25 protein-coding genes are annotated in these 23,241 nt (G+C 43.1%); 17 read left to right on the top strand and 8 right to left on the bottom strand.

All coding sequences use genetic code 11. The annotated features are described in order from the left end of the window. Positions 1 to 54: 54 nt before the first annotated feature. A complete protein-coding gene (locus FHW89_RS12100; RefSeq protein ID WP_172335289.1) occupies positions 55 to 1,317 on the bottom strand; it encodes a TCR/Tet family MFS transporter in 1,263 nt (420 codons plus the stop codon). A 389-nt stretch (positions 1,318 to 1,706) separates the two neighbouring features. On the opposite strand from FHW89_RS12100, the gene FHW89_RS12095 reads away from it, so the two are divergent. After that, on the top strand, positions 1,707 to 1,916 hold the full coding sequence (locus FHW89_RS12095) for a hypothetical protein (RefSeq protein WP_172335288.1): 210 nt from the start codon (positions 1,707 to 1,709) through the stop codon (positions 1,914 to 1,916). A 43-nt stretch (positions 1,917 to 1,959) separates the two neighbouring features. Here the strand turns inward: FHW89_RS12095 and FHW89_RS12090 are convergent, their stop codons facing one another. Together FHW89_RS12090 and FHW89_RS12085 are read right to left on the bottom strand one after the other, a co-directional pair. Beyond that, positions 1,960 to 2,667 carry a TIGR00730 family Rossman fold protein gene (locus tag FHW89_RS12090; RefSeq protein WP_172335287.1) on the bottom strand — a complete coding sequence of 236 codons (708 nt, stop codon included), beginning with the start codon at positions 2,665 to 2,667 and terminating at the stop codon, positions 1,960 to 1,962. Positions 2,668 to 2,792: 125 nt separating this feature from the next. Further along, complete coding sequence (locus FHW89_RS12085; RefSeq protein ID WP_172335286.1) at positions 2,793 to 4,307, bottom strand: sodium:solute symporter; 1,515 nt, start codon at positions 4,305 to 4,307, stop codon at positions 2,793 to 2,795. 380 nt (positions 4,308 to 4,687) lie between these two features. Here FHW89_RS12085 and FHW89_RS12080 point away from each other — a divergent pair, with 380 nt between their 5' ends. After that, a complete protein-coding gene (locus tag FHW89_RS12080; protein WP_216650547.1) occupies positions 4,688 to 6,121 on the top strand; it encodes a glycoside hydrolase family 76 protein in 1,434 nt (477 codons plus the stop codon). Positions 6,122 to 6,461: 340 nt separating this feature from the next. On the opposite strand, the gene FHW89_RS12075 is transcribed toward FHW89_RS12080, so the two are convergent. Further along, entirely contained in the window at positions 6,462 to 7,358 is an 897-nt protein-coding gene (locus FHW89_RS12075; protein ID WP_172335285.1) for a DMT family transporter, read from the bottom strand. 101 nt (positions 7,359 to 7,459) lie between these two features. Between FHW89_RS12075 and FHW89_RS12070 the strand changes: the two genes are divergently transcribed. The 3 genes from FHW89_RS12070 to FHW89_RS12060 all read left to right on the top strand — a co-directional run bounded on the left by FHW89_RS12070 (position 7,460) and on the right by FHW89_RS12060 (position 9,705). Then, complete coding sequence (locus FHW89_RS12070; protein ID WP_172335284.1) at positions 7,460 to 8,872, top strand: PLP-dependent aminotransferase family protein; 1,413 nt, start codon at positions 7,460 to 7,462, stop codon at positions 8,870 to 8,872. A 77-nt stretch (positions 8,873 to 8,949) separates the two neighbouring features. Continuing rightward, on the top strand, positions 8,950 to 9,495 hold the full coding sequence (locus FHW89_RS12065; RefSeq protein ID WP_172335283.1) for a DUF2975 domain-containing protein: 546 nt from the start codon (positions 8,950 to 8,952) through the stop codon (positions 9,493 to 9,495). Positions 9,496 to 9,498: 3 nt separating this feature from the next. Further along, the gene (locus FHW89_RS12060; protein WP_090464456.1) at positions 9,499 to 9,705 is read left to right on the top strand and encodes a helix-turn-helix transcriptional regulator; all 207 of its coding nucleotides are present in this window, start codon (positions 9,499 to 9,501) and stop codon (positions 9,703 to 9,705) included. Positions 9,706 to 9,750: 45 nt separating this feature from the next. Here FHW89_RS12060 and FHW89_RS12055 read toward each other — a convergent pair whose 3' ends face one another. Next, a complete protein-coding gene (locus FHW89_RS12055) occupies positions 9,751 to 9,954 on the bottom strand; it encodes a hypothetical protein (protein WP_172335282.1) in 204 nt (67 codons plus the stop codon). Between the two features lie 257 nt (positions 9,955 to 10,211). Here FHW89_RS12055 and FHW89_RS12050 point away from each other — a divergent pair, with 257 nt between their 5' ends. The 9 genes from FHW89_RS12050 to FHW89_RS12010 all read left to right on the top strand — a co-directional run bounded on the left by FHW89_RS12050 (position 10,212) and on the right by FHW89_RS12010 (position 16,718). Next, positions 10,212 to 10,637 carry a hypothetical protein gene (locus FHW89_RS12050; RefSeq protein ID WP_172335281.1) on the top strand — a complete coding sequence of 142 codons (426 nt, stop codon included), beginning with the start codon at positions 10,212 to 10,214 and terminating at the stop codon, positions 10,635 to 10,637. 137 nt (positions 10,638 to 10,774) lie between these two features. After that, a complete protein-coding gene (locus FHW89_RS12045) occupies positions 10,775 to 11,401 on the top strand; it encodes a DJ-1/PfpI family protein (protein WP_172335280.1) in 627 nt (208 codons plus the stop codon). 207 nt (positions 11,402 to 11,608) lie between these two features. After that, complete coding sequence (locus FHW89_RS12040; protein ID WP_172335279.1) at positions 11,609 to 12,136, top strand: hypothetical protein; 528 nt, start codon at positions 11,609 to 11,611, stop codon at positions 12,134 to 12,136. Between the two features lie 52 nt (positions 12,137 to 12,188). Continuing rightward, complete coding sequence (locus FHW89_RS12035; protein ID WP_172335278.1) at positions 12,189 to 12,713, top strand: hypothetical protein; 525 nt, start codon at positions 12,189 to 12,191, stop codon at positions 12,711 to 12,713. Further along, positions 12,710 to 12,868 carry a hypothetical protein gene (locus FHW89_RS12030; RefSeq protein ID WP_172335277.1) on the top strand — a complete coding sequence of 53 codons (159 nt, stop codon included), beginning with the start codon at positions 12,710 to 12,712 and terminating at the stop codon, positions 12,866 to 12,868. The genes FHW89_RS12035 and FHW89_RS12030 overlap by 4 nt, the downstream gene beginning before the upstream one ends. Positions 12,869 to 13,389: 521 nt before the next feature. After that, positions 13,390 to 14,412, top strand: a complete 1,023-nt coding sequence (locus FHW89_RS12025) for a dienelactone hydrolase family protein (protein ID WP_172335276.1) — start codon at positions 13,390 to 13,392, stop codon at positions 14,410 to 14,412. Positions 14,413 to 14,461: 49 nt separating this feature from the next. Then, a complete protein-coding gene (gene recR, locus FHW89_RS12020; protein WP_172335275.1) occupies positions 14,462 to 15,079 on the top strand; it encodes a recombination mediator RecR in 618 nt (205 codons plus the stop codon). 3 nt (positions 15,080 to 15,082) lie between these two features. Continuing rightward, positions 15,083 to 15,916 carry a glycosyltransferase family 2 protein gene (locus tag FHW89_RS12015; protein WP_172335274.1) on the top strand — a complete coding sequence of 278 codons (834 nt, stop codon included), beginning with the start codon at positions 15,083 to 15,085 and terminating at the stop codon, positions 15,914 to 15,916. Beyond that, on the top strand, positions 15,903 to 16,718 hold the full coding sequence (locus FHW89_RS12010) for an SDR family oxidoreductase (RefSeq protein WP_172335273.1): 816 nt from the start codon (positions 15,903 to 15,905) through the stop codon (positions 16,716 to 16,718). The genes FHW89_RS12015 and FHW89_RS12010 overlap by 14 nt, the downstream gene beginning before the upstream one ends. Before the next feature lie 76 nt (positions 16,719 to 16,794). Here the strand turns inward: FHW89_RS12010 and FHW89_RS12005 are convergent, their stop codons facing one another. Next, positions 16,795 to 17,742 carry an ion channel gene (locus FHW89_RS12005; RefSeq protein WP_172335272.1) on the bottom strand — a complete coding sequence of 316 codons (948 nt, stop codon included), beginning with the start codon at positions 17,740 to 17,742 and terminating at the stop codon, positions 16,795 to 16,797. Between the two features lie 272 nt (positions 17,743 to 18,014). Here FHW89_RS12005 and trpD point away from each other — a divergent pair, with 272 nt between their 5' ends. Genes trpD through trpA form a run of 3 tightly spaced genes read left to right on the top strand, consistent with a single transcriptional unit; the run spans position 18,015 to position 21,638 of the window. Continuing rightward, the gene (trpD, locus tag FHW89_RS12000) at positions 18,015 to 19,004 is read left to right on the top strand and encodes an anthranilate phosphoribosyltransferase (protein WP_172335271.1); all 990 of its coding nucleotides are present in this window, start codon (positions 18,015 to 18,017) and stop codon (positions 19,002 to 19,004) included. Positions 19,005 to 19,006: 2 nt separating this feature from the next. After that, on the top strand, positions 19,007 to 20,815 hold the full coding sequence (gene trpB / locus FHW89_RS11995; protein WP_172335270.1) for a tryptophan synthase subunit beta: 1,809 nt from the start codon (positions 19,007 to 19,009) through the stop codon (positions 20,813 to 20,815). Positions 20,816 to 20,867: 52 nt separating this feature from the next. Further along, positions 20,868 to 21,638: a tryptophan synthase subunit alpha gene (trpA, locus tag FHW89_RS11990; RefSeq protein WP_172335269.1), complete on the top strand. Its 771-nt coding sequence runs from the start codon at positions 20,868 to 20,870 to the stop codon at positions 21,636 to 21,638. Positions 21,639 to 21,723: 85 nt separating this feature from the next. Here the strand turns inward: trpA and FHW89_RS11985 are convergent, their stop codons facing one another. Next, positions 21,724 to 22,344: an L-threonylcarbamoyladenylate synthase gene (locus FHW89_RS11985; RefSeq protein ID WP_172335268.1), complete on the bottom strand. Its 621-nt coding sequence runs from the start codon at positions 22,342 to 22,344 to the stop codon at positions 21,724 to 21,726. 261 nt (positions 22,345 to 22,605) lie between these two features. Next, positions 22,606 to 23,148 (bottom strand): YceI family protein, encoded by a 543-nt coding sequence (locus FHW89_RS11980; RefSeq protein ID WP_172335267.1) that lies wholly within the window; start codon positions 23,146 to 23,148, stop codon positions 22,606 to 22,608. Positions 23,149 to 23,241 lie beyond the last annotated feature (93 nt).

Raw genomic sequence — 23,241 nt, 5'->3', positions numbered from 1 at the left:
ACTGCGCATTTTACACTTTTACCCCGGGTATCTTATTTTAAAAATAGACAAATTTTATGGTATCGATTCTACTTTTAATTCCTCTTCCTCCACTGGTGTGGTTTTAACGTTCCTGAAGCTTCGTATTACCAGTACTGTGCTTAGCAGCATCAACACAGCCCCTGCCATAAAAGGTGCCCCGGCAAATTGTACGGGCGCGTTCTTGCTGGTGAAATAAGCAAACAGGGTGGTCATCATCGGTGGTCCAATGATGGTTGTAGCACTCATTAAACTGGTTAAGCCACCCTGCAGCTCTCCCTGTTCGTTGGGAGGCACTTCCTGGCTGATAATGCCCTGTAAAGCCGGACCTGCTATACCACCCAGGCAGTAAGGAACCAATATGGCAAACATCATCCAGCCTTTGGTGGCAAAGGCAAACAGGAACAAGCCGAGGCTATAAAGCAACAGGCCCATCCATATACTTTTTTGCTGACCAAACTTAGGAATGATGATCCGGATAAGCCAGCCCTGTACCAGTGCCGACATCACCCCAACAAAACCCAGTGAATAACCTACCCAAGCCTCGTTCCAGCTGAATTTCTCCATGGTGAAAAACGTCCATGTACTTTGTACAGCCTGGGCTGCAATGTATATCAATATCAACGATACTACCAGCCCGCTAATAGTTGGATATTTTCGTAATTGTATCAGTGAGCCCATAGGGTTGGCTCTTTTCCACTCAAATTCACGGCGATGATCCATTGACAGCGACTCCGGTAGAATGAAAAAGCCGTATAAGGCATTGATCAAAGCCAATACCGCAGCTGCTATAAAAGGCAGCTTGGTGCTGTATTGTCCCAGTATACCACCTAATACCGGACCTATGATAAAGCCCAGGCCAAAGGCTGCGCCAATGAGCCCGAAATTTTGCGCCCGCTTTTCAGGTGTGCTGATATCGGCAATATAAGCCGAGGCGGTAGTAAAACTGGCTCCGGTAATACCGGCAATGAGCCTGCCTACAAAGAGCCAGCCTATAGATGGTGCAAAAGCCAGGAAAGTATAATCGATACTAAAACCCAGTAATGATGCCAGCAACACCGGCCTGCGACCGTATTTGTCACTTAAATTACCCAGCAGCGGGGCACAGATAAATTGCATAATGGCATAAGCAAATGCCAGCCAGCCTCCATAACGCGAAGCATCGCTCAAATTACCGTGAATGAGATGCTGTATCAATTTAGGCAGTACAGGTATGATGATGCCAAAACCAATAATATCTATCAGCAGGGTAACAAAAATAAATCCTAAGGCGGCCTGGGGTTTAACTTTAGTGCTCATGAGTATATGTTTTTGCAAATTGTTTACAGGTCAAATTTACCACCGCATACCCAAAGCTGAAAGGGGCTATTACGACACATTGAGGGGTACATCGTGACATAATGTGATCTTCCGGATAATAAAATCAGTATAGGGGGAGCGGCTTAAAGATAGAAAAGACTCATTAAGGTACTATTTGTTACAAATGATTTTAAAAATAAATGTATTAGCCCCCTTTCCTGGTTAGGTAAATGTGTGCACAGTGATAAATAAATAGCTAATAAATAAAAAGCAGTATTAATTGTTGGATAATATTTGGAAATATTGTTCCTGAATCTTTAAACTAGGATAGTTTACTTATTTCCTGTTACATTTTTAATCACATAATATTTATTAAAAACTTCACAACTATGAAAAAATATGATACAAACAAACTTTCAAGAAAACAAATGAAAGGGGTTATGGGAGGGGTACTTCAGATGGATTGTTACTGTTTAACCAGTCACGGTGAACTGACTTCGACAGGATATGGCTGTGTAACTGTTGATGGTTGTACAGCAACGGCTGCTGAGGTGTGCTCATCTGGGCAAGCTAAGTGCTTTTCTGTAAACCCATCATAAATAAAAAGCCCCGGTTAACCGGGGCTTTTTATGTGCTTGAATATTAAAAGTTCGGTTTCAATACGTACTTGTTGTAGAAACGGGTAATGTGTTCTACGGCTTCTTCGGCGGTATCAACTACGCGGTACAGGTTCAGATCGTCGGGGTTGATGTTGTGCTGTTCGGCAAGCATTTTTTCTTCTACCCAGTTAAACAGGCCTTTCCAGTATTCCACCCCAACAAAAATGATGGGGAAACGGGCAATTTTACCGGTTTGTATCAGGGTGATGGCCTCAAATGATTCGTCCATAGTACCAAAACCGCCGGGCAAAATGATAAAGCCCTGCGAGTATTTCATGAACATCACCTTGCGGATAAAGAAATAATCAAACTCCAGAATCTTATCCCTGTCGATATATTTGTTATGAAACTGCTCAAACGGCAGTTCGATATTTAAACCTACCGATTTGCCACCCGCTTCATAAGCGCCTTTATTAGCAGCTTCCATAATACCTGGCCCGCCACCTGATATTACGCCGTAACCATGCTCGGTAAGCAGGCGGGCGGTATCCTCGGCCAGTTGATAATACCGGTTATCATTATGGGTGCGTGCCGATCCGAATATGGATACGCAAGGACCTATCTTAGCTAGTTTTTCAAAGCCGTCAACAAATTCGGCCATTATTTTAAATATCTGCCAGGAATCGGTAACCTTTATTTCCTGCCAGTTCTTGTTCTCAAACGCTTGTCTTATCTTTTCTTCGCCTGTCATTGTTTTTTATTATTAGTCCGGAAGATTGTTTCTTCTATTAGTCCAGAAGATTAATAACGTAAAAATATAATTATGTTTCGCTTTGCAGGATAAATTATTGTTCAAATTGTAGTGCGGTCACTCATTCACGCAGCTATTGGGCTTTTGGGTTTTCTCGGCTTTTTTTTCCTTTGCGGTTTTTCTACCGATGTGATCCAGAGTCCCACAAAAGTAATGAATCCGTTTACAATGATCAGTTCGTTACTGAAAACATAACCCTCTAAAAATTTGGCCGATTCGGTGCTTAAAAAATAGCATATCGCTGGTGATATCAAACAAATAAAAGGCACCAGCTTGTCGCGTACCTGCATATTGCTCATAAACAGGCCAAAGGAATATAAACCCAGCAGTGGCCCGTAGGTATAAGAAGCTACCGCGAATATGGCACTTACCACGGCATCATTATTAATAGCATTAAATATGATAATGGTCAAAAACATGAGCCCCGAAAAGGCGATGTGAACCCCATGCCTGATGCCCACCATTTTTTTGCTGTTAAGGTCGCCCTTTTTATTAAAGTTGAGGAAATCGACACAGAATGAGGTTGTTAATGCGGTGAGAGCCGAATCGGTAGTGGCAAAGGTGGCGGCAGTTAGGCCCAGCATAAACACCATGGCCGGTACTATACCCAGGTATTTGAGGGCGATAGTAGGGTACAGGTAGTCAGTTTTATCTACATGGATACCGTATTTGTTGGCATACAGCCATAGTAAAGCACCCACACTTAAAAAGAAAATATTGATCACTACAAATACCCCCGTAAAGCTGAACATGTTTTTCTGCGCCTCTTTGATGTTTTTAAGGCTCAGGTTCTTTTGCATCAAATCCTGGTCAAGTCCCGTCATACCTACGGTAATAAACAAACCACCCAGGAAAGCTTTGGTAAAATGGAGCTTGCTGCTCAGAAAATCATTAAAGAAAAATATCTTGGAATAGCTGCTGTCTTTAATAGCATTAGCAGCTTCAAAAATATTCATGTGCAGGCTCTGGCAAATAAAATAGATCGACAGAAATACCGAGAGCACCAGGAAAAAAGTTTGCAAACTATCGGTAATGATAATGGTTTTTAAGCCACCCTTAAACGTGTACGACCAAATAAGCAGCAAACAAATAAGCACTGTGACAGCAAAAGGGATATGATAACTATCAAAAATGAATTTTTGCAGAACGATAACTACCAGGTAAAGCCTGAATGCCGAGCCAATAACCCTGCTGATGAGGAATATGCCTGCCGCGGTTTTATAGCTCCAGGTACCCAGGGCGCCCTCAATATAACTGTAAATAGAGGTGAGTTTGAGCCGGTAATACAACGGCAGCAGCACGGTGGCAATAATGATAAAGCCAGCTGCATTACCCAATACAAACTGAAAGTAAGAGAACTGATCGCCGGATGGGGCACCAACTTTGCCCGGTACCGAAATAAAAGTAACACCACTCAAGGCTGTGCCGATCATCCCGAAAGCCACCAGGTACCACTTGGAATTGCGGTTGGCTACAAAAAAAGTATCGTTATCTGATGATTTTTTGGACGTGAGCCATGATATGATCAGCAATACCAAAAAATAACCAATAATGAATGAAAGTAGAATTCCGGGCGACATATGTTTGTTTTAAGTCTGTAAGACCGAAAGCCGGGGAAGTCCGTGTCTCGGTTTATTCCGAAAGTCGGAAACTTTTTTTACAAAAGATAATTTTGAATTCGGAATTCGGATGTTTGAATTCGGTTATTTTTGTTTGAACCGGGTTAAAACCTCCCTTGCCTCCCGTTCACTCGTTGCAAACGAGCGCAAGTAGATTGCAAACCGGCTCAGTCAGAAAAACATTCACTAAATCAATAATACACTAATTAAACAAAGGTTAACGTCGCGGTTAATAAACGGGTTAACGATTTTTTTATGAGGCTTAACCTCAGTTTAAGTATTGGTTCGCCTTATTATTGTTATCAATAATAACCAATTATTAAACCTTAATACCGAAATCTATGAATGTACAAAAAACTTTCTTTTTTGTGGTTTGGGGCGCGTGCGCCACTTTGCTAAGCTGTAGCAAAGCCAGGGTTATCCCTCCTGGTACAGCTAATACCGACGCGATCGGCAAGCAGCAACATGTCAACGTACTCAGCCTCGCCAACTCCAATGAATCTATTGCCGATCTGGCTTATTCGGCCTTTGACGCGGCCTGTTTTAACCCCAATACTAACCTGTATTACAGCACCACTAATAAGGATGGTATAGCTGCGATATGGACGCAGGCTATCTATTGGGATATGGCCATGGATGTGTATAACCGCACCCGGAAGCCTGCTCAGCTGGCCCGGGTAAACGCCATGTATCAGGGCGGCTTTAACCAGTACGATGGTTATAACTGGAACAATACCACCACCTGGTTTATCTACGATGATATGATGTGGTGGGTAATGGCTCTGGCCCGTGCTCATCAGCTTACCGGTAACCCTGCTTACCTGCAAAATGCCAAGGCTGGTTTCGATCGGGTTTGGGCTGGCTCTTATGATCCGGTTGATGGCGGCATGTTTTGGGATTTTAATCATAGCGGTAAAAATTCCTGCATCAATTTCCCAACCGTTATAGGGGCCATGCGCCTGTACAATATCACGCATGATAAAGCCTATTTAACCAAAGCGCAATCCATTTATACCTGGGCTAAAACCAACCTTACGGATGCCGGCACCGGCCAGGTTTATGATAATAAGATAGGCAGTAACCCTCCGGGTGGACAGGCTTATACTTATAATGCGGGCACTGCCATTGGCGCTGCTTATTTGCTGTACAAACAATCGCATAATGCCGCCTACCTGGCCGATGCCAAAAGATATGCCGATTACGTAAAAAATAACCTGTGTACCGATGGTATACTGCCTGCCGAAGGCGATTTTAACGAGCAGGGTGTCATGAAAGCCATATTTGCCGATTATATGATGCAATTGGTTAACGAAGGAGGTCAAACCCAATACCTGGACTGGATAAAACAAAACTTAACTACCGGCTGGCTCAACCGCGACAGGGCACGCAATCTTACTTACCGCAATTATGCGGTGACCTGTCCAACAGGTTATATCCAATCGTACGAGGCCAGCAGCCTGGTTACCTTTTTGCAGCTGTTCCCTAAAAACGTTTGCCTGTTTCCACCGGGAGTAACATTTTATGCCAATACCATGTATGGTGGCACCGCCACCAAGCCTATCCCGAAGGGCAGTTATACGTTAGCGCAATTGCAACAGTATGGTTTTGTAGATAACTGGGCATCATCTGCAAGCATACCTGATGGCTGGACGGTGACCATGTACAGCGATGATAATTTCCAGGGTACTTCCTGGCAGCTCAATGCCGATACCCCGCATTTTCCGAATCTTTCGCCCACGGCTAATGATGTAGTATCGTCGGTTAAAATACAATAACCTTTACTTATTAATCACAAGGCCCCCGTTGCAAAGCGGGGGCTTTTGTTTGATGATGGTTTTCAACCCGCGGTTGGTGCTATCATTGCACCATTAAGGCCTCATTTGTATTGTGGGGAGCGATGATAACACTGATCACGGCTGAATAGTGTAAAGAAAGAGAAATACCCCCTATGCGCGAAGCGGAGATAGGGGGCGAGCATAGTGATGTCGGGGTAAGTCGAATTATTATATTTACATACAACGGTATTTCATATCCAGCACATAGCCAAACTCATGTTTATCAGTAGCGGTAGATATATTTGGTTTTTTATAAATAATGCTTTTGTAGATTAATGAGTTACCTGGCAAATTTTTTTGAACCGGCGACACAAAGGATTACCCCAATGGTAACGCCCACCATACCCAGGCTCACCTTTTCGTGTAGCAAAGTGGCCGCCAGGGCTAAACCAAAAAATGGCTGTAATAGCTGTAGCTGTCCCACGGCGGCTATACCTCCCTGCGCCAGTCCGCGGTACCAGAACACGAAACCAATAAGCATGCTGAACAGGGAAACGTAAGCCAGCCCGGTCCATGCCGCTGTATCAACTCCGGCGAATGATTTGGGCAATAAAAAGAACATCGTAGGTATCACAAAAGGTAACGATAGCACCAGGGCCCAGCAGATCACCTGCCAGCCACCCAATATTTTGGAAAGTTTTGCCCCTTCGGCATAACCAAGTCCGCATAAGATGATGGATAACAGCATCAGGATATCGCCAACGGGCGATGCAGAAAGCCCCTGGATAACCGCGAAGCCTACCACAAACAAACTCCCCAATACCGAGAAGATCCAGAATACCGGCTGAGGTCGCTCACCGCCACGCAATACGCCAAATATGGCTGTAGTGAGCGGTAAAATCCCCAGGAATACGATGGAATGGGCCGAAGTGATATGCTGCAGGGCCAGGGCACTTAATAAAGGGAAGCCGATAACGCAGCCTATGGCTACAATAACCAACGAAAAAATATGCCCCCTCGCCGGGCGCTTCTCTTTAAAGATCAGTAGTACACAAAGAGCAAGCAGCCCCGCGATGGTGGCACGGGCAACTGTTAAAAATAAAGGATTAAAACCCAGTACAGCCACCCGTGTTGCAGGCATCGAACCGCTGAATATGAGTATACCGATGAATCCGTTGATCCAACCGCTGTTACTGTTTGCTGCTAATTTGTCGGGTAATGCTTTACTGCTGATCATGATATGATGGTTAATTATTATGGTTACAAAAATAAATAGCACATAATAAAGGTTACAGACTCAGTTTTGTGTATTTTGATGGATACAGTTATATTTACAGCATGAGCAAGGATTTTCTTTACAGTGAAATTGCAAACGGAATTGCGGCCCAGATCAGCAGTGGGGTTTTGCAGGCGGGCGACAAACTGCCTTCTGTACGCCTATTATGTAAGGAGCATGGCATCAGCATGAACACCGCCAAGCGGGTTTTTCTGGAGCTGGAAGCACAATCGCTGGTCGATTCCAAACCGCAATCGGGTTATTTTGTGAGCAGCTTGCCATATCTCAAGCTTCCGCTGCCCGAAGTAAGCCGTCCATCGGCCTTAGCTACTAATAGCGAACCTGACGAATTGATCAGCAAGGTATATGGCAATATGGGGAATAGCGGGCTCACGCTTTTTTCCATCAGCGCGCCATCTGGTGATCTGCTGCCGCTGGCCAAGCTGAAAAAGGAAATTGTACATGCCACGCGGGAGCTTAGGGAAGGTGGTACGGCCTACGAGCCCTTACAGGGTAATATAAAACTGCGCAGGATGATAGCCGTCCGTTCCCTGGCCTGGGGAGGGAACTTGCATGAAAATGACCTGGTTACTACCAGTGGCGCCATGAACGCGGTTTCCCTTTGCTTGATGGCCCTCACAAAACCGGGCGATACGGTTGCCGTGGAAAGTCCTTGTTATCCGGGCATTTTGCAACTGGCCATAAGCCTGGGCTGTAAAATACTGGAATTGCCAACACACCCGGTTACTGGCCTGGAGATTGAGGCCTTAAAACAGGCTATCCCCAAAATTGATATCTGTTTGCTGGTGCCCAACTTTAATACACCGCTGGGCAGCTGCATGCCCGATGAACATAAAAAAGAAGTTGTTGAGCTGTTGGCCAAACATCACATCCCGCTGATTGAGGACGACATCTATGGCGATCTATATTTCGGTACGCAGCGACCGAAATGTTGCAAAGCTTTTGACCAGGGAGGCAATGTTTTGTGGTGCGGCTCCGTATCCAAAACCCTTGCGCCGGGTTACCGGGTAGGCTGGGTAGCCCCGGGCAAATACAAGGAAAAATTACTCAAGCTAAAACTCATCCATTCCATATCCTCCTCATCTATTGTACAGGAAGCCGTAGGTAATTTTGTGACCACGGGCAAGTACGAAAATCACCTGCGCCAGCTTCGCCGCGTGATACAGGATAATTATCAGCGTTATATACCGGCCATAGCCCAGTACTTCCCGGAAGGCACCAAAACCAGCCGGCCACAGGGCGGGCTTTCGCTTTGGGTAGAATTCCCCAAAGGAATTGATACTGCCAAACTGTACGATCTGGCTATTAAACAAGGCATCAGCATTGCCCCCGGACGGATGTTTACCCTGCAGGATCAGTTTGAAAACTGTATGCGGCTCTGCATCGGCCTGCGTTGGACGAACGAGCTCCAATTTAAGCTAAAACAGCTGGGCAATTTGGCCAGGATGATTTGATATTTCAATAAAAAATTATTGATTATCAATAAATATTTATTTATAATTGTATTGCTGTTTTTAAAAATGAAACCGTTATGGAAATTACTACCAAACGAACGCTGACGGTATTGCTCGTACTGGCGTGGATAATATTTGTTGGTATATGTATTGAAGCCGGTGGCTTTATAGTAAACGCTTCTTTTGCACTGGTGAATCCGTCTGTGGTGAAACATCTTTGGCATGAGGCTGATCTATCGGCGCTCCTGGCGTATAATACCTGGTATTTTTTTGCTGCGATGCTGCTGATGAGCGTTGTTGCCATACTGAAAGCCTGGTTGTTTTACCTCATCATCAAAATACTGCACGATAAAAATTTCAATCTGGCGCGGCCTTTTAACGGGGTGCTGAGGCGCTTTATTTTTAATATAGCCTGTATCACCTTTATGATAGGCCTGTTCTCCTGGTGGGGCGTTAAATATACCAGTTGGCTAACCGGGCAGGGGGTAGCCATACCCGATATACAGGATTTGCGCCTGGGTGGGGCCGATGTGTGGCTGTTTATGAGTGTTACCCTTTTTGTGATAGGGCAGATATTTAAAAGAGGGGTAGAGATGCAGGCCGAAAACGAATTAACTATATAAGCCATGCCGATCATTGTAAATTTAGATGTGATGATGGCCAAACGGAAAATGTCGTTAAATGAGCTATCAGAAAAAGTTGATCTCACGTTGGCCAATCTTTCTATCCTCAAAACCGGCAAAGCCAAAGCCATCCGTTTCAGTACGCTCGAGGCCATTTGCCAGGCGCTCGACTGTCAGCCGGGAGATTTACTGGAGTATTCGAAAGAATGATTTCGCTCAATTGCCGGTGCACGCGTGCGCCAGGCAGGGAAATGTTTATTTATTTACTCCCCTCAAAATAGAATGATATTCTTCCTCAGGTTTAAGAATATGAGGTAATTCTTTACCTTGTTCCTCTGGTGCATTTTCAGCGTTCTGTGGAGATGATCCACTGTTATTGGTATCCTGGGGAGCATCTTGATTTAGTTTATCCTCTCCATCGTTAGGTGTAGGAACAGCATCTTGGTTTGTTGTGTTCATGAGTAAAAATTTAGTGGTTATATAACTGATTATTAAGTAATAAAGTTACTATGCCAACTGGAAACAAATCGCAATAACTAAGTATTTTTTTCATTCATTTTTGTGCGAATTAATTATGAAACCATCCGCATTTCCCACCCTTGCAGTAGCGGGATATTCAAAAGAATGAATTCAAGCATTTGCGATTTGGCATAATCTGATAACTTTGTTTTAACCTTTAGTATTCAGTATAAACAAGAACCATTATCACCATAAGCATGGAAAACATTATCAGTATAAAAACATTAAAAAACGCGGAATTGCTGCTGCGCATTACCATGAGCATCACCCTGCTGGTTGCCGGTATCAGTAAATTTTGCAGCCATGGTAATTTTCATAAATATTACCTCAAGCAGTTTACCAACCCCGGCCTGCGCATCAACCTGCCATCGTCCCTGTTTGATGTTTACCTGAGCCTGATCCCTTTTTTAGAAGTTGGCATAGGCATAGCGCTGATCGCATCCATCAAACGCCGCTTTTTTATTGTGGTATGGATCATCTATTTTATTTCCTTAGAAGTAGGCCACTACGTTTTAGAAGAATTCACCTCCGTCGACCTGCTTATCCCCATCATCCTGTTCGGCGTAGCGGCGTATATACTGCCAGGGTATGAGTTTGCTGGTGGGAAGGATAAGGTTGGGTAATTAGAGTTTCCTGAGGGGGGCATGTGTGTGATACCAGCGAAAGTAAACCCGACTGTGTCCATTAAATTTCACCAAACTGATGCTGAATTAAGTGTGTGCAGGTGTATATATTTACTTTAACAATAGAAGATTAATATATGCATATCGCTATTCTTACATTCGACGGATACAATGAGTTGGATTCATTTATCGCATTAGGTATTCTCAACCGTGTTAAGAAGCCAGGTTGGCGGGTTTCCATTGCCTGTCCAACGGCCAAAGTCCGCTCTATGAACGGGGTTCTAGTTGAATCGCAAGCCACACTGGAAGAAGCATGCCAGGCTGATGCCGTTATTTTTGGCAGCGGAAAGCAAACCCGCGAAATTGTTGAAGATCAGGAAGTCATGGCCCGCCTGAAATTTGATCCAACACGGCAATTATTAGCCGCTCAGTGCTCGGGAACGCTTATTTTGGCCAGGCTGGGCTTATTAAATGGTACACCTGCCTGTACCGATTTGAAAACCAAGCCATGGGTTGTGGCCGCTGGCATAGATGTTTTAAACCAGCCCTTTTTTGCCAATGGTAATATAGCCACCGTTGGTGGTTGCCTGGCCTCGCATTATCTCGCTGCATGGATCATCGCGCGATTAGCAGGCATCGAGGAAGCCAAAAATGCACTAAGCTATGTGCTGCCGGTTGGCGAAAAGGAAGAATACACGGAACGTGCCCTGCGTAATATAAGACCCTACTTACCGGAATTGGTAGCTGCCGAAGAATTAGATTAGGCAATCATCGGGTTTATCCTCCGAGCGCTGCCGCAAGCGTCCCCCCTTATGGCTATCATGCTAAGTTTATACTGTGCGTACGCACCACAAGCAGGACGCTTGTGGTAGCGGGGAGTGTGCCTATAACAAATTGAAATACAATCAAATGAAATTTGTTATTGATAATAAATAAAATTAGCTTTGATTAAACCTAATCCTTAAACTATTATGGCACTAACCTACGCCTCATTAGACGAAACCACCAGGCAGTATATGTTAACGGAGTTTCAATCTGACATTGATAACAACAATTGCTTTTTAAGTAAACGATTTAATGATTTCGGTAATACTTTTTATGTGGAAAAAATGCCGGATCACATTTTGAATGGTAATGATGATTCTTTGGCAGAAGAATTGAAAAATAACGATTGTTTTAAAAGTCACGAAGAAAGAAAAGCCGGAGCTGGCGTAACAATGGTTAAAGTGCCGATAACTGCATCTGTGACATTTGCAGAAGGTGAATTTAATAGATTTTATATTAGAGGCTTGTGTTTAAGAGCCTTAGAAGAGAACATGCGATTAGAAGTCTACAGGGCAAGAATTTCATCCAATCCCAGACCCGAATCAGAAGAGTTAATTGGCTCTCATGTTGATCCTAATGCTCTGCTACAAGATTTAAGGGATAATAAAGGTATTGATACAGCATTAGGACTACCCAGCGGACCAAATAGTGGTTTAAGCGTTAAATTAATATAATTTAATAGGTCTAATAATTAAAATTTCCTAATTGTTTGTTCTATAACTGGATATGGACAGCTATTCATTTTATAAAAGTTTATACGATAGAGAATTAACTAGACGAATTAATTTAGATAATGCTATTAGTTTACCTATAACGGTTTTGACGATTATAGTTGCCTCAAATTCATATGCCCTAAAAGACCAAAGCATTATCTATAATGTTACTGATTTTAAACCGAGGCACTTAATATTGGTAGTATTACTTATTGTTCTTTTTATGGCAATATTTTATATAATGAGATCATTCAATAATCTATTTAAAGGATTTGCTTATAAAAACTTTGCTTATGTATCCGATATCGTTAAATATGAAAAACAGATTGAAGAATATAACAATACTGTAACTAATGAAAGAAAGATTGATTTTAGTCAAATAATAATTCTAAAATTAGCAGGACTAACCGATGACCATATTATTTTCAACGATAAAAGGAGTAAAGACCTACAGAAAGCAAGGACATATTTAATTGTATCTTTAATTTTGACAGCATTAAATTTTATACCATTAATAATTAATTACATAAGATTATGAGTTATCCAGATGAAAACGAGGCTCCAGACCCTCAACCAACAATACCTCAATTTCCCACCGATAGGATTGAGTTAACAACACCCCCACCAGAAATCCCACAATTTCCAACCGACCGAATTGAGAAGGGTGAAAGCTCTGATCAAGTTAAAGAATAATAAGGGTTGAAAAAGCTTACTTTATAAATTGATTAGGAAGTTATTATTAATCAACTATAAAGTAGGCTTATTTTGATAAAAATACCCCACGCTACCGGAAGTGTCTTGCTTGTGGCTAAATCTACTTCATTTCCCCATCTCACAAAAATTTCGTATCTTTATACAAACACCAGCCCGGTTACCCTTCAAAAAGGATAACCGGGCTGTTTGGTTAAGAACAAAACAAGACCAAAAACCGACCGTTCGGTATGTGGTTATTTGACATCCAATATTTTAATACTTTTTAAAGTTTTCAAAACGCATCAAAAATTTGTTAAAAAGTGTTAAAATGGCGTTAAAATTTAGTTAAAATGGCCAAAAAGCAAACGTTTTTACCCCTGTTTTAACTAAAAAAGTGTTAAAATCCAGGGTTTAAAAAGTCCCCGGGCACCAATTTTAACGATTTTGATTTATTGACTTTTGTCAAACTCAACACTGCTCCGCCACCAGATATTTGCGACAAGTGATAGATTGAAAATTCAATGAAAAATATAGTACTTGTTTTATGCCTGCTGGTAGGCGCCCAAATAGCCCTTGCGCAAACCGTCAAAGTTGGCACTACCACCCGTGATTTTGCCGATAACAGCCGGAGCAATTGGCTGGGTACGGGTCCGCGGCCGTTGCATACGGTGATCTGGTACCCGGCGGGTAGTGGGGGTGTAGCGGAGCAAGTTGATGATCCACAGCAGTTTGCATCGCCAGTAGGCGTATACCGTAATGCTGGTATCGCGGGTAAACGTAAATATCCGCTCATCATGATCTCGCATGGTGCGCAGGGCAACCCGGTGCAGATGCGTTGGTTGGGCTATTACCTGGCTGCCAGGGGTTTTATAGCGGTCGTGGTGGCCCATAACGGTACCAACCTGGAAGAGCGCCGCACAACAGAAAACGACCGCACCCTGTCTGACTTTTGCATGTGGGAGCGTCCCCGGGATATCTCGGTAGTGCTGGATAAGATCCTTGTAGACAGTGAGTTCAAAACACGGATAGATACCAGTAGAATAGCTGTAGCCGGCTTTTCGCTGGGCGGGGCCACGGCCATCTGGCTGGCAGGGCCAATATTCAATATGGACAGCCTGGTAAAAAGCGAACCCCAACCGCCTGCCCAGATCCGTGCAGCCATTGATAGGCTCATCGCCTTGTCTAAAACCGATCCGGTGATGATCCAATCGGCTAAACACCAGGGCGATTCCTTCCGTGACGGGCGTATCAAGGCTGTTTTCGCGCTGGGGCCAGCGATCGGGCATGCGTTTAGCCGGGAGAGTCTGCAAAGTATAACCGTGCCTGTACAAATTGTAGTAGGGGTTGCCGACCTGATAGCTCCCAAAGAGTTGAATGCGGAATACTATACAGAAAATATTCCCACAGCCAAAAAACTCATCGTTTTGCCCGGCGAGCGTGGGCATTACACCAAACCACAGCTGGCCCATGAACGCCCGGCCGAATTACAGGAGGTTAGCGAGATAGCCTATCAATTTTTTATGAGCACTTTAAAGCTAAATTGAGGGTGTGCCTGGTTTTTCTGAATTGCGGGTTATTCCTTAACTTCGTGCTATGAATTTTTCGTCCAAATTGCTGGAGAATGCCGTAGCGGAGTTTGCCAAACTGCCGGGAGTAGGACAAAAAACCGCCCTGCGCCTAGTGCTGCATTTGTTGAATCAGGATAAGCAAGAGGTAGAGCAGTTTAGCAAGGCTATCAGTAAATTACGCAACGAGATACAGTTTTGCAGTGTGTGCCATAATATTTCCGATCAATCGGTATGTGAGATCTGCTCATCACACAAGCGCGACCATAGCCTGATATGCGTGGTAGAAGATACCCGCGATGTGATGGCTATTGAAAACACCAACCAGTACAATGGCGTATACCATGTGCTGGGCGGTTTGATATCGCCTATGGACGGCATCGGGCCATCTGATCTGCAAGTGGATACTTTAGTGGAACGGTTGAAGGCAAATGAGACCAAAGAGATCATTTTTGCCCTTAGTGCAACCATGGAAGGCGACACAACTTTGTTCTATCTTCATAAAAGAGTAAAAAGTTTCAATATTACTATCTCGACCATTGCCCGTGGCATAGCTTTTGGAGGTGAGTTGGAGTACGTTGATGAGATTACCTTAGGGCGATCCATTGCTACACGTGTTCCGTATGAAAACTCACTGACAAAGTAAAAAATGAAACTATCGGTTATCATTGTTAATTATAATACCTGCAACATGCTTCGCCTGGCGCTTAACTCTGTTGTTAGAGCTGCTCAAGATGTTACGAATGAGGTTTTTGTGGTTGACAATGGTTCGACAGACCGGTCGTTAGCTATGATTCAGGAAGAGTTTCCGGAGGTAAGGGTTATTGCGAATGCCAAAAATGAGGGTATAGCCAGAGCTTATAATCATGCCTTGAAACTGGTTTCGGGAGAGTATGTTTTAATGGTCAATGCGGATACTATTGCAGGCAAAAAGACCATTGAGAAAGCCTTGGAATTTATGGATATGCATGCCGATTCAGGCGGACTTGGCGTACGCATGATTACGCCCGAAGGCCGTTTCCTGAAAGAGTCAAAGCATGGTTTTACCAGGCCCTGGGGCATATTTTTTAAAGTGACCGGGCTGGCCAAATATTTTTCAAAATCGCGCCTTACCGATGTGCAGCGTAAAGATTGGGTAGAAGAGTTTCAAACCTCCGAAACTGATGTGCTGAATGGTGCTTTTATGCTGTACCGCAAAGAAGCCCTTGACCTGGTTGGCTTACTTGATGAGCGTTTCCATCTGTACGGATATGATATCGATCTGTCATACAGGGTAAGGCTTACCGGGTTTAAAAATTACTATTTTCCAAAAACATATATCATCAACTTTAATACAAGGGCTAATGCAAAATTAAGCTTTGCTTACATCAGGGAATTTTATGGTGCTATGATTATATTCGCCACAAAATACTTGTTTAAGGTGCCCGAAATAAAAGTGGAGGGCTTACCGCGGCTTTACCCTCCATCATATGAAGTTGAATAATAAAATCGTTATCATCACCGGCGCCTCATCGGGCATTGGTAAATCATTGGCTATTGAATGTGCTAAACGCGGTGCAAATGTAGTATTGGCCGCTCGTCAATACGTTACCCTTTGCGAAATAGCACAGGATCTGGAAAAACAATATAACATTAAAGCCCTTGCCGTGCAATGTGATGTAGCTATCGAGCAAGATTGCGAGCACCTGGTAAGGCAAACAGTAACCACTTTTGGTAAAATTGATGTGCTGATCAACAACGCGGGTATCTCCATGCGGGCGTTGTTCCAGGATGCCGACGTTGAGGTATTAAAGACTGTAATGGACGTTAATTTCTGGGGAACAGTATATTGTACCAAATACGCCTTACCTGAGATTTTGAAAACCCAAGGCAGTGTGGTTGGGGTATCGTCCATAGCAGGTTATAAGGGTTTGCCTGGCCGCACGGGCTATTCGGCTTCTAAATTCGCTATGAATGGTTTCCTGGACTCCATCAGGGTAGAAAATTTAAAAACTGGCGTACATGTGCTAACCGCTTGTCCGGGCTTTACTACATCAAACATCCGTAACACCGCCCTTGCGAAAGATGGCAGTCAGCAGGGCGAAAGCTCTATGGACGAAAATAAAATGATGCCCAGCGAAGAAGTAGCCCGGATCATAGCCGATGGTATCGAAAACCGCTCACGCACGCTCATCATGACAGGGCAGGGGAAACTTACCGTATTGCTCAGTAAGTTTGTACCATCATTTTTAGATAAAATGGCGTATAAAGTATTTTCGAAGGAGAAAAATCCGTTGCTGAGATAGATTATTGGTTCATTAGCTCATTTGTTCATTGGTCTGGATTTACTCATTTATATCAATGAACTAATAAACAAATGAACTAATGAACCACCTTCTCAAAATCATTGATCTTATCCAAATGCAATACAACCCGCCCATCCTCATCACGGTCAAAGGTTGGTCTGAATTTGGCATCCCATACCATATCTTTATAGGTATAGGTAGTACGGGAGTGAACGGTTTGTGAAAAGGTATCATCAAATATTCTTAGTAGTACCGAAAAAACTACCTGGGCTTTCTCAAAATCTTCCCGTGAAAAATCCTTCAGTGGGCTATCCTCATCAATAGGATGTACTACCGTCCAGTTAATAGATAATATGCTTACTGCTTTACGTTCCAGTATCAGGGGATAAAATTTGCGCTCTGTTTTGCCATTTACTTCTTCATTATAGGAGAAATTTACTTCTATATGGAGATCGATCAGTACGTTATGCCTGGAGTTGGCCAGCCTGAACATAAGGCCGGTTTTATCGCCCTTATAGGGCGCCACAAGTATGTTTTCGCTGTATTTGATCTTGGCGGTAGGTTTTGAAAAACGCCCATAAAGTAAGCCTGTAGCCAAAGCGAATGCCAGTAAACCCATCATGGATTCAAGAGCAGCTACACAATTGGCTGCCATCCCTTGCGGACTAATATGTCCGTAACCAACAGTTGATATGGTTTGTGCCGAAAAAAAGAAGGCATCCATAAAATGATCAAAAAAAGTGCTGCCGCTTTTGCCGTCAAGACTATCTGGCCCAAGGGCAACATATATGCTGGCAAAGGTGAGGTTGGCCACCATGTAACCGCTTAAAACAACCAGCCAGAATTTTGTCCAGCTCATGTTGATGAGGGTTTGATAGCTGTTGAGCCGGTTAAAAAAGGGGAGGCCGGTTCGTTTTACATTGATGGATCCATCTTTATTAATTACCGGCTGACTTTTTATAACTGGCTGTGTGCCAAAGCCAAGATCATCTTCCGGGTTTACTTTTCGATTATTGTGGTTCATTTTTGAGTGTAAGCTTTTCGGCTTTTGCGTAAATTTATCATTCTGTTTGCTTTTAGTAAAAACAATTTCCATATTTGTGGCACAAATGAAAATGATAGTATTAAACAATAACTGGTGGTGGCTTAACGATTAATCGTAAGGCAATTCCGTTTTTTGTTTTTTAACATAATATTCAGAAGGGTTGCCATAAGGTAACCCTTTTTTGTTGCCCTCATTTTTGAGGGATGAATAGAAAAAATTAATCATAAAAATCCCTGTAGGGAATAGGGCTTATGAAACAGATATTAAATCATCTTTTTGAACACAAAACCTTTACCAGGGAAGCATCAAAGAATATTTTGATGAACATTGCCCAGGGGCAATACAATAACTCGCAAATGGCCGCATTTATGACGGCGTATTGCATGCGCAGCATTACCGTTGAGGAGTTGGAAGGCTTCCGTGATGCGATGCTGGAACTTTGTTTGCCTATCGATCTGGAAACCGGTCAGCTGATAGATCTTTGCGGTACCGGAGGCGATGGTAAGGATACGTTCAATATATCAACCCTGGCATCATTTGTAGTAGCTGGTGCAGGGTATAAAGTGGCCAAACATGGTAATTATGGTGTATCATCGGGCTGCGGCTCATCCAACGTAATCGAGTACCTGGGTTATCAATTTACCAATGATGCCGATAAGCTGAAAACTAGCATCGATAAAGCTAATATTTGTTTTTTACATGCGCCGCTGTTTCACCCGGCTATGAAAACAGTAGCCCCTATACGCAGGGAATTGGGCGTAAAAACGTTTTTCAATATGTTGGGGCCGCTGGTTAACCCGGCCAAGCCCGATAACCAGTTGGTTGGCGTATTCAACCTGGAACTGGCCCGGGTTTATGCCTATCTGTATCAAAAATCTACAACCCAATATACGATAGTGAACGCGCTGGAAGGCTATGATGAGGTATCACTTACCTGTGATTTCAAGACCTTTTCGGCCGAAGGCGAAAAGATCAATACGGTTGAAAGCCTGGGTTTTGAAAAGTTAGATCCTAAGGAGATAACCGGTGGCGACACGGTGGCTGCTTCGGCAAAAATATTTACTGATGTGCTTAGCGGTCAGGGTACATTTGCTCAAAATAACGTGGTGCTATCAAACGCTGCGCTGGCCATTAAAACCATCGGCCCTGAAAAAAGCTTTGCCGATTGTTATTATGAAGCGGAAGAGGCCCTGGTTGGTGGCAAGGCTCTGAACAGTTTTAACGCTTTATTACAGAATTAACGATGAAGATTAAAGTTTGTGGACTGAAGTATCCTGATAACATTGAAGCAGTAGCCGCTTTAAAGCCAGACTATATGGGTTTTATTTGCTACGATCGTACGCCCCGTTATATTGATACTTTATCTGCCGATGCGCTGGCAACAATCCCTGCATCCATCCACAAAACCGGGGTTTTTGTAAACGAAACCGCCGAAGTTATTAGCCAACTGATTGATCAATATGGATTTGACACCATACAACTGCACGGTGATGAAAATGCGGAGTTTGCAGCAGCTTTTAAAGGTAGGGTAACTGTTATAAAAGCCTTTGGCGTTGATAACGACTTTGATTTTGACAAACTGAATGCTTATGCCAGTTATGTAGATTATTTCCTGTTCGACACCAAAACCTCCATCTATGGCGGATCAGGTAAGACCTTTAATTGGCGTATCCTGGATAAATATACCCTGAATATCCCTTTCTTTTTATCGGGTGGGATAAGCCTTGATAATATAGGGGAATTGAAAAATATAACACATCCGCAATTTTACGCGGTTGATTTGAACAGCCAGTTTGAAGACGAGCCTGGCTTGAAAAATATCCCGAAGTTGGAAAAAGCATTTGATATCATCAAAAACAGAACATTACAAATGAAATACGGAGTTAACGAACATGGCTACTATGGTGATTTTGGAGGTGCATACATTCCCGAAATGCTGTATCCGAATGTTGAAGAACTAAGACAGCAATACCTCAACATCATTAATGATCCGGATTTTAAAGCGGAATTTAATGATCTGCTGAAAAATTATGTGGGCAGGCCCTCACCGTTGTACCATGCGAAACGGTATTCGGAAAAATATGGCGCTAACATATTTTTTAAACGAGAGGACCTGAACCATACCGGTTCACATAAGATCAATAACGCCATAGGGCAAATACTACTGGCCAAACGCCTGGGGAAAAAACGTATTATAGCCGAAACCGGCGCGGGCCAGCATGGTGTGGCAACCGCTACCGTTTGCGCCCTCATGGGTATTGAATGTGTGGTGTATATGGGTGAAATTGATATGGCCCGCCAGGCTCCCAACGTATCCCGTATGAAAATGCTGGGCGCTACCGTAAGGCCCGCATCATCGGGTAGCAAAACACTCAAAGATGCCACCAACGAGGCCCTGCGCGACTGGATAGCCAACCCCGTTGATACTCATTATATCATTGGTTCGGTAGTTGGTCCCTATCCATATCCCGACATGGTAGCCCGTTTTCAATCGATCATATCCGAAGAAACTAAAAAACAGCTGGTAGAACATACCGGTAAGGAATTACCCGAATACGTACTGGCCTGCGTCGGTGGCGGCAGTAATGCTATGGGTATGTTCTATCACTTTTTAGATGATGAGCAGGTTAAACTGGTAGCAGTAGAAGCTGCTGGTAAAGGTGTTGATAGCGGCCATTCGGCGGCTACTACTTTCCTGGGTAATGAAGGCGTGCTGCATGGCAGCCGTACCATATTGATGCAAACCCCCGACGGACAGGTGGTTGAACCATACTCCATTTCGGCAGGACTGGATTATCCGGGAATTGGCCCGCAGCACGCGCATCTGTATAAGATTAACCGTGCTCAATATGTGAGCGTTACCGATGACGAGGCTATGAAAGCCGGTTTGCTTTGCTCACAAATGGAGGGCATTATCCCGGCCATCGAGTCGTCACACGCCCTGGCACAGCTGGAAAAAATGAAGTTTAACCCAACAGACAATGTTGTGATCTGCCTTTCGGGTCGTGGCGATAAGGATCTCGATACATTTATTAAATATTTCGGTTATTAATTAGTTCATGGTTAATACCATGAACAGTGAACCATTAACTATAAGCTATACAATGAACCGATTAAACCAACTTTTTGCAGCTAAGAAAGAAAATCTGTTATCAATATATTATACCGCGGGTTACCCCGCTTTGAACACTACGGTTGATATTGCCGAAGCCTTGGAAAAGGCCGGGGCCGATTTCCTGGAAGTAGGTTTTCCGTACTCCGATCCGGTAGCTGACGGGCCGACTATTCAGCATAGTTCAGAGCAGGCGCTGATCAACGGTATGACACTCGATCATCTGTTTGAAGAGTTAACTGAGCTGCGTAAAAGAGTTACCATACCTATACTGCTCATGGGTTACTTTAACCCGATAGTACAATATGGCATCGAGCGTTTTTGCAAAAAAGCAGCCGAATTGGGGGTAGATGGCGTTATTGTACCCGATTTGCCCATGTACGAATACGAAGCTCTGTATTCGACACATTTTATCAATAATAACCTGAGCAATATATTCCTGGTTACACCCCAAACATCACCAGATAGAATCCGGAAAATTGATGAGTTGAGTAATAGCTTTATTTACCTGCTGTCGTCATCGTCTATAACTGGTGGTAGCCTGCAGCTTACCAATAGCATTGAGGATTATTACAAGCGCATTAAGGCCATGGAACTTAAAAATCCAACTATTATTGGTTTTGGTATATCAGACAATGCAACCTTCAAAAAAGCCTGCGAATACGCCAATGGCGCCATTGTAGGCAGTAAGTTTGTAAAGCTACTGGCCGAAGATGACTATATGAAAAAGATACCAGCATTTATACAGAATATAAGACCATAGAGTGATCAAGGATTTTTGGATAAAATAGTAAGGATTTTCTTTTCATGCTTTTATCCTTGATCTAAGAATCCTTGTTCCCCAAAAACTACAAATATAATTCCAGATCCCCTTTACCTTCACGGATGATCTCGAAATCGCCTTCGGTACAGTCAACTACGGTTGATGCGATGTTATCCCCGTAACCGCCATCGATCACGATATCAACAAGGTCCTCATATTTTTCATGAATCAGTTCCGGGTCGGTGGAGTATTCTATAATATCGTCATCATCCCTGATAGAGGTAGAGAGAATAGGGTTACCCAAAACCCTCACAATTTCGCGTGCAATCTCATTATCTGGCACCCTGATACCCACCGTTTTTTTGTTGGAACTCAATAGCTTGGGCACCATGTGGCTGGCATTGAATATAAAAGTAAATGGCCCGGGCAAAGCTTTTTTCAGCACCCTGAAGGTGGTATTATCAATAGGTTTGATATAATCTGATATATGGCTCAAATCATAGCATATAAACGAGAAATTAGCCTTTTCGGGTTTGATGTTCCTGATTTTGCAAATAGCCTCAATGGCTTTGTGATTGGTGATATCACAACCCAAACCGTAAACTGTATCTGTTGGGTAAATAATGAGGCCGCCCTTGCGTAATACTTCAGCCACCTGTTCAATGGCTTTAGGGTTTGGATTTTCGGGATATATTTTAATAAGCATGATATACAGACAAATATACCTATAAGTTAGTTTTAATGCGCATGGAAAAGCGCCTGTTACCCAGAGCCTATTGAAGGATTGTACGTAGAGACTTTTTTCAACGATATAAACAAATAAAAAAAGTCACTTGCCTTTGGCAAGTGACTTTCTCATCATCATTAGTATATTTTAATCTGCCAGCGTGTTTCAATAAACCGGGTTGCCGCCTGGGCAACAACACCGGCTTTTAAATGTTAAAACACAGCAACAGCATTAAAACAATTAAGCCTGTTTGGTTAACTGTAAGTTGATCAGTAATTTAATGTCTTCACCAACCACAACCGAACCTGCTTCGGTTACGCCATCCCAGGTTAAACCAAATTCTTTACGGTTTATTTTACCGGTGATTTCGAAACCAGCTTTGGTGTTGCCATAAAAATCGGCAGCTGAGCCACCAAATTCAGCGCTAAGTGTTACTGGCTTGGTTACGTTTTTTATGGTCAAATCCCCTTTTAATTCGTACTCATCATCGTCGGTTTTAGTTAATGAGGTTGATTTGAAGCTGATTTTTGGATATTTTTCAGCGTCAAAAAATTCGCCGCCTTTTAAGTGCTCGTCACGTTGAGTTTGGTTGGTATCAATACTGTCAATGTCAAGCGTAAAATCCACTTCGGCATTGTCAAAATCATCTCCTTCGGTAATTACTTCACCGCCAAAGCTTTTGAAAAAACCGCTTACGGTTGATATAACTAAGTGTTTTACTTTAAATTGTACTTCTGAATGCATAGGGTCGATAACCCATTTTGTTGCTGTTTCTGTTGCCATGATTTTTTTTATTTGTTTTGTTGAGTCAAAGATAATAATAAAATACATGTTTAAACATGTATTTTTATTTCATTACAATTCACCGACAATCAA

The sequence above is a fragment of the Mucilaginibacter sp. SG564 genome, assembly GCF_013149275.1.
In the GTDB taxonomy this organism is placed as follows: Bacteria; Bacteroidota; Bacteroidia; order Sphingobacteriales; family Sphingobacteriaceae; genus Mucilaginibacter.
Note: the sequence above shows the minus strand (reverse complement) of the source record. Positions and strands in the feature narration are given on the sequence as shown.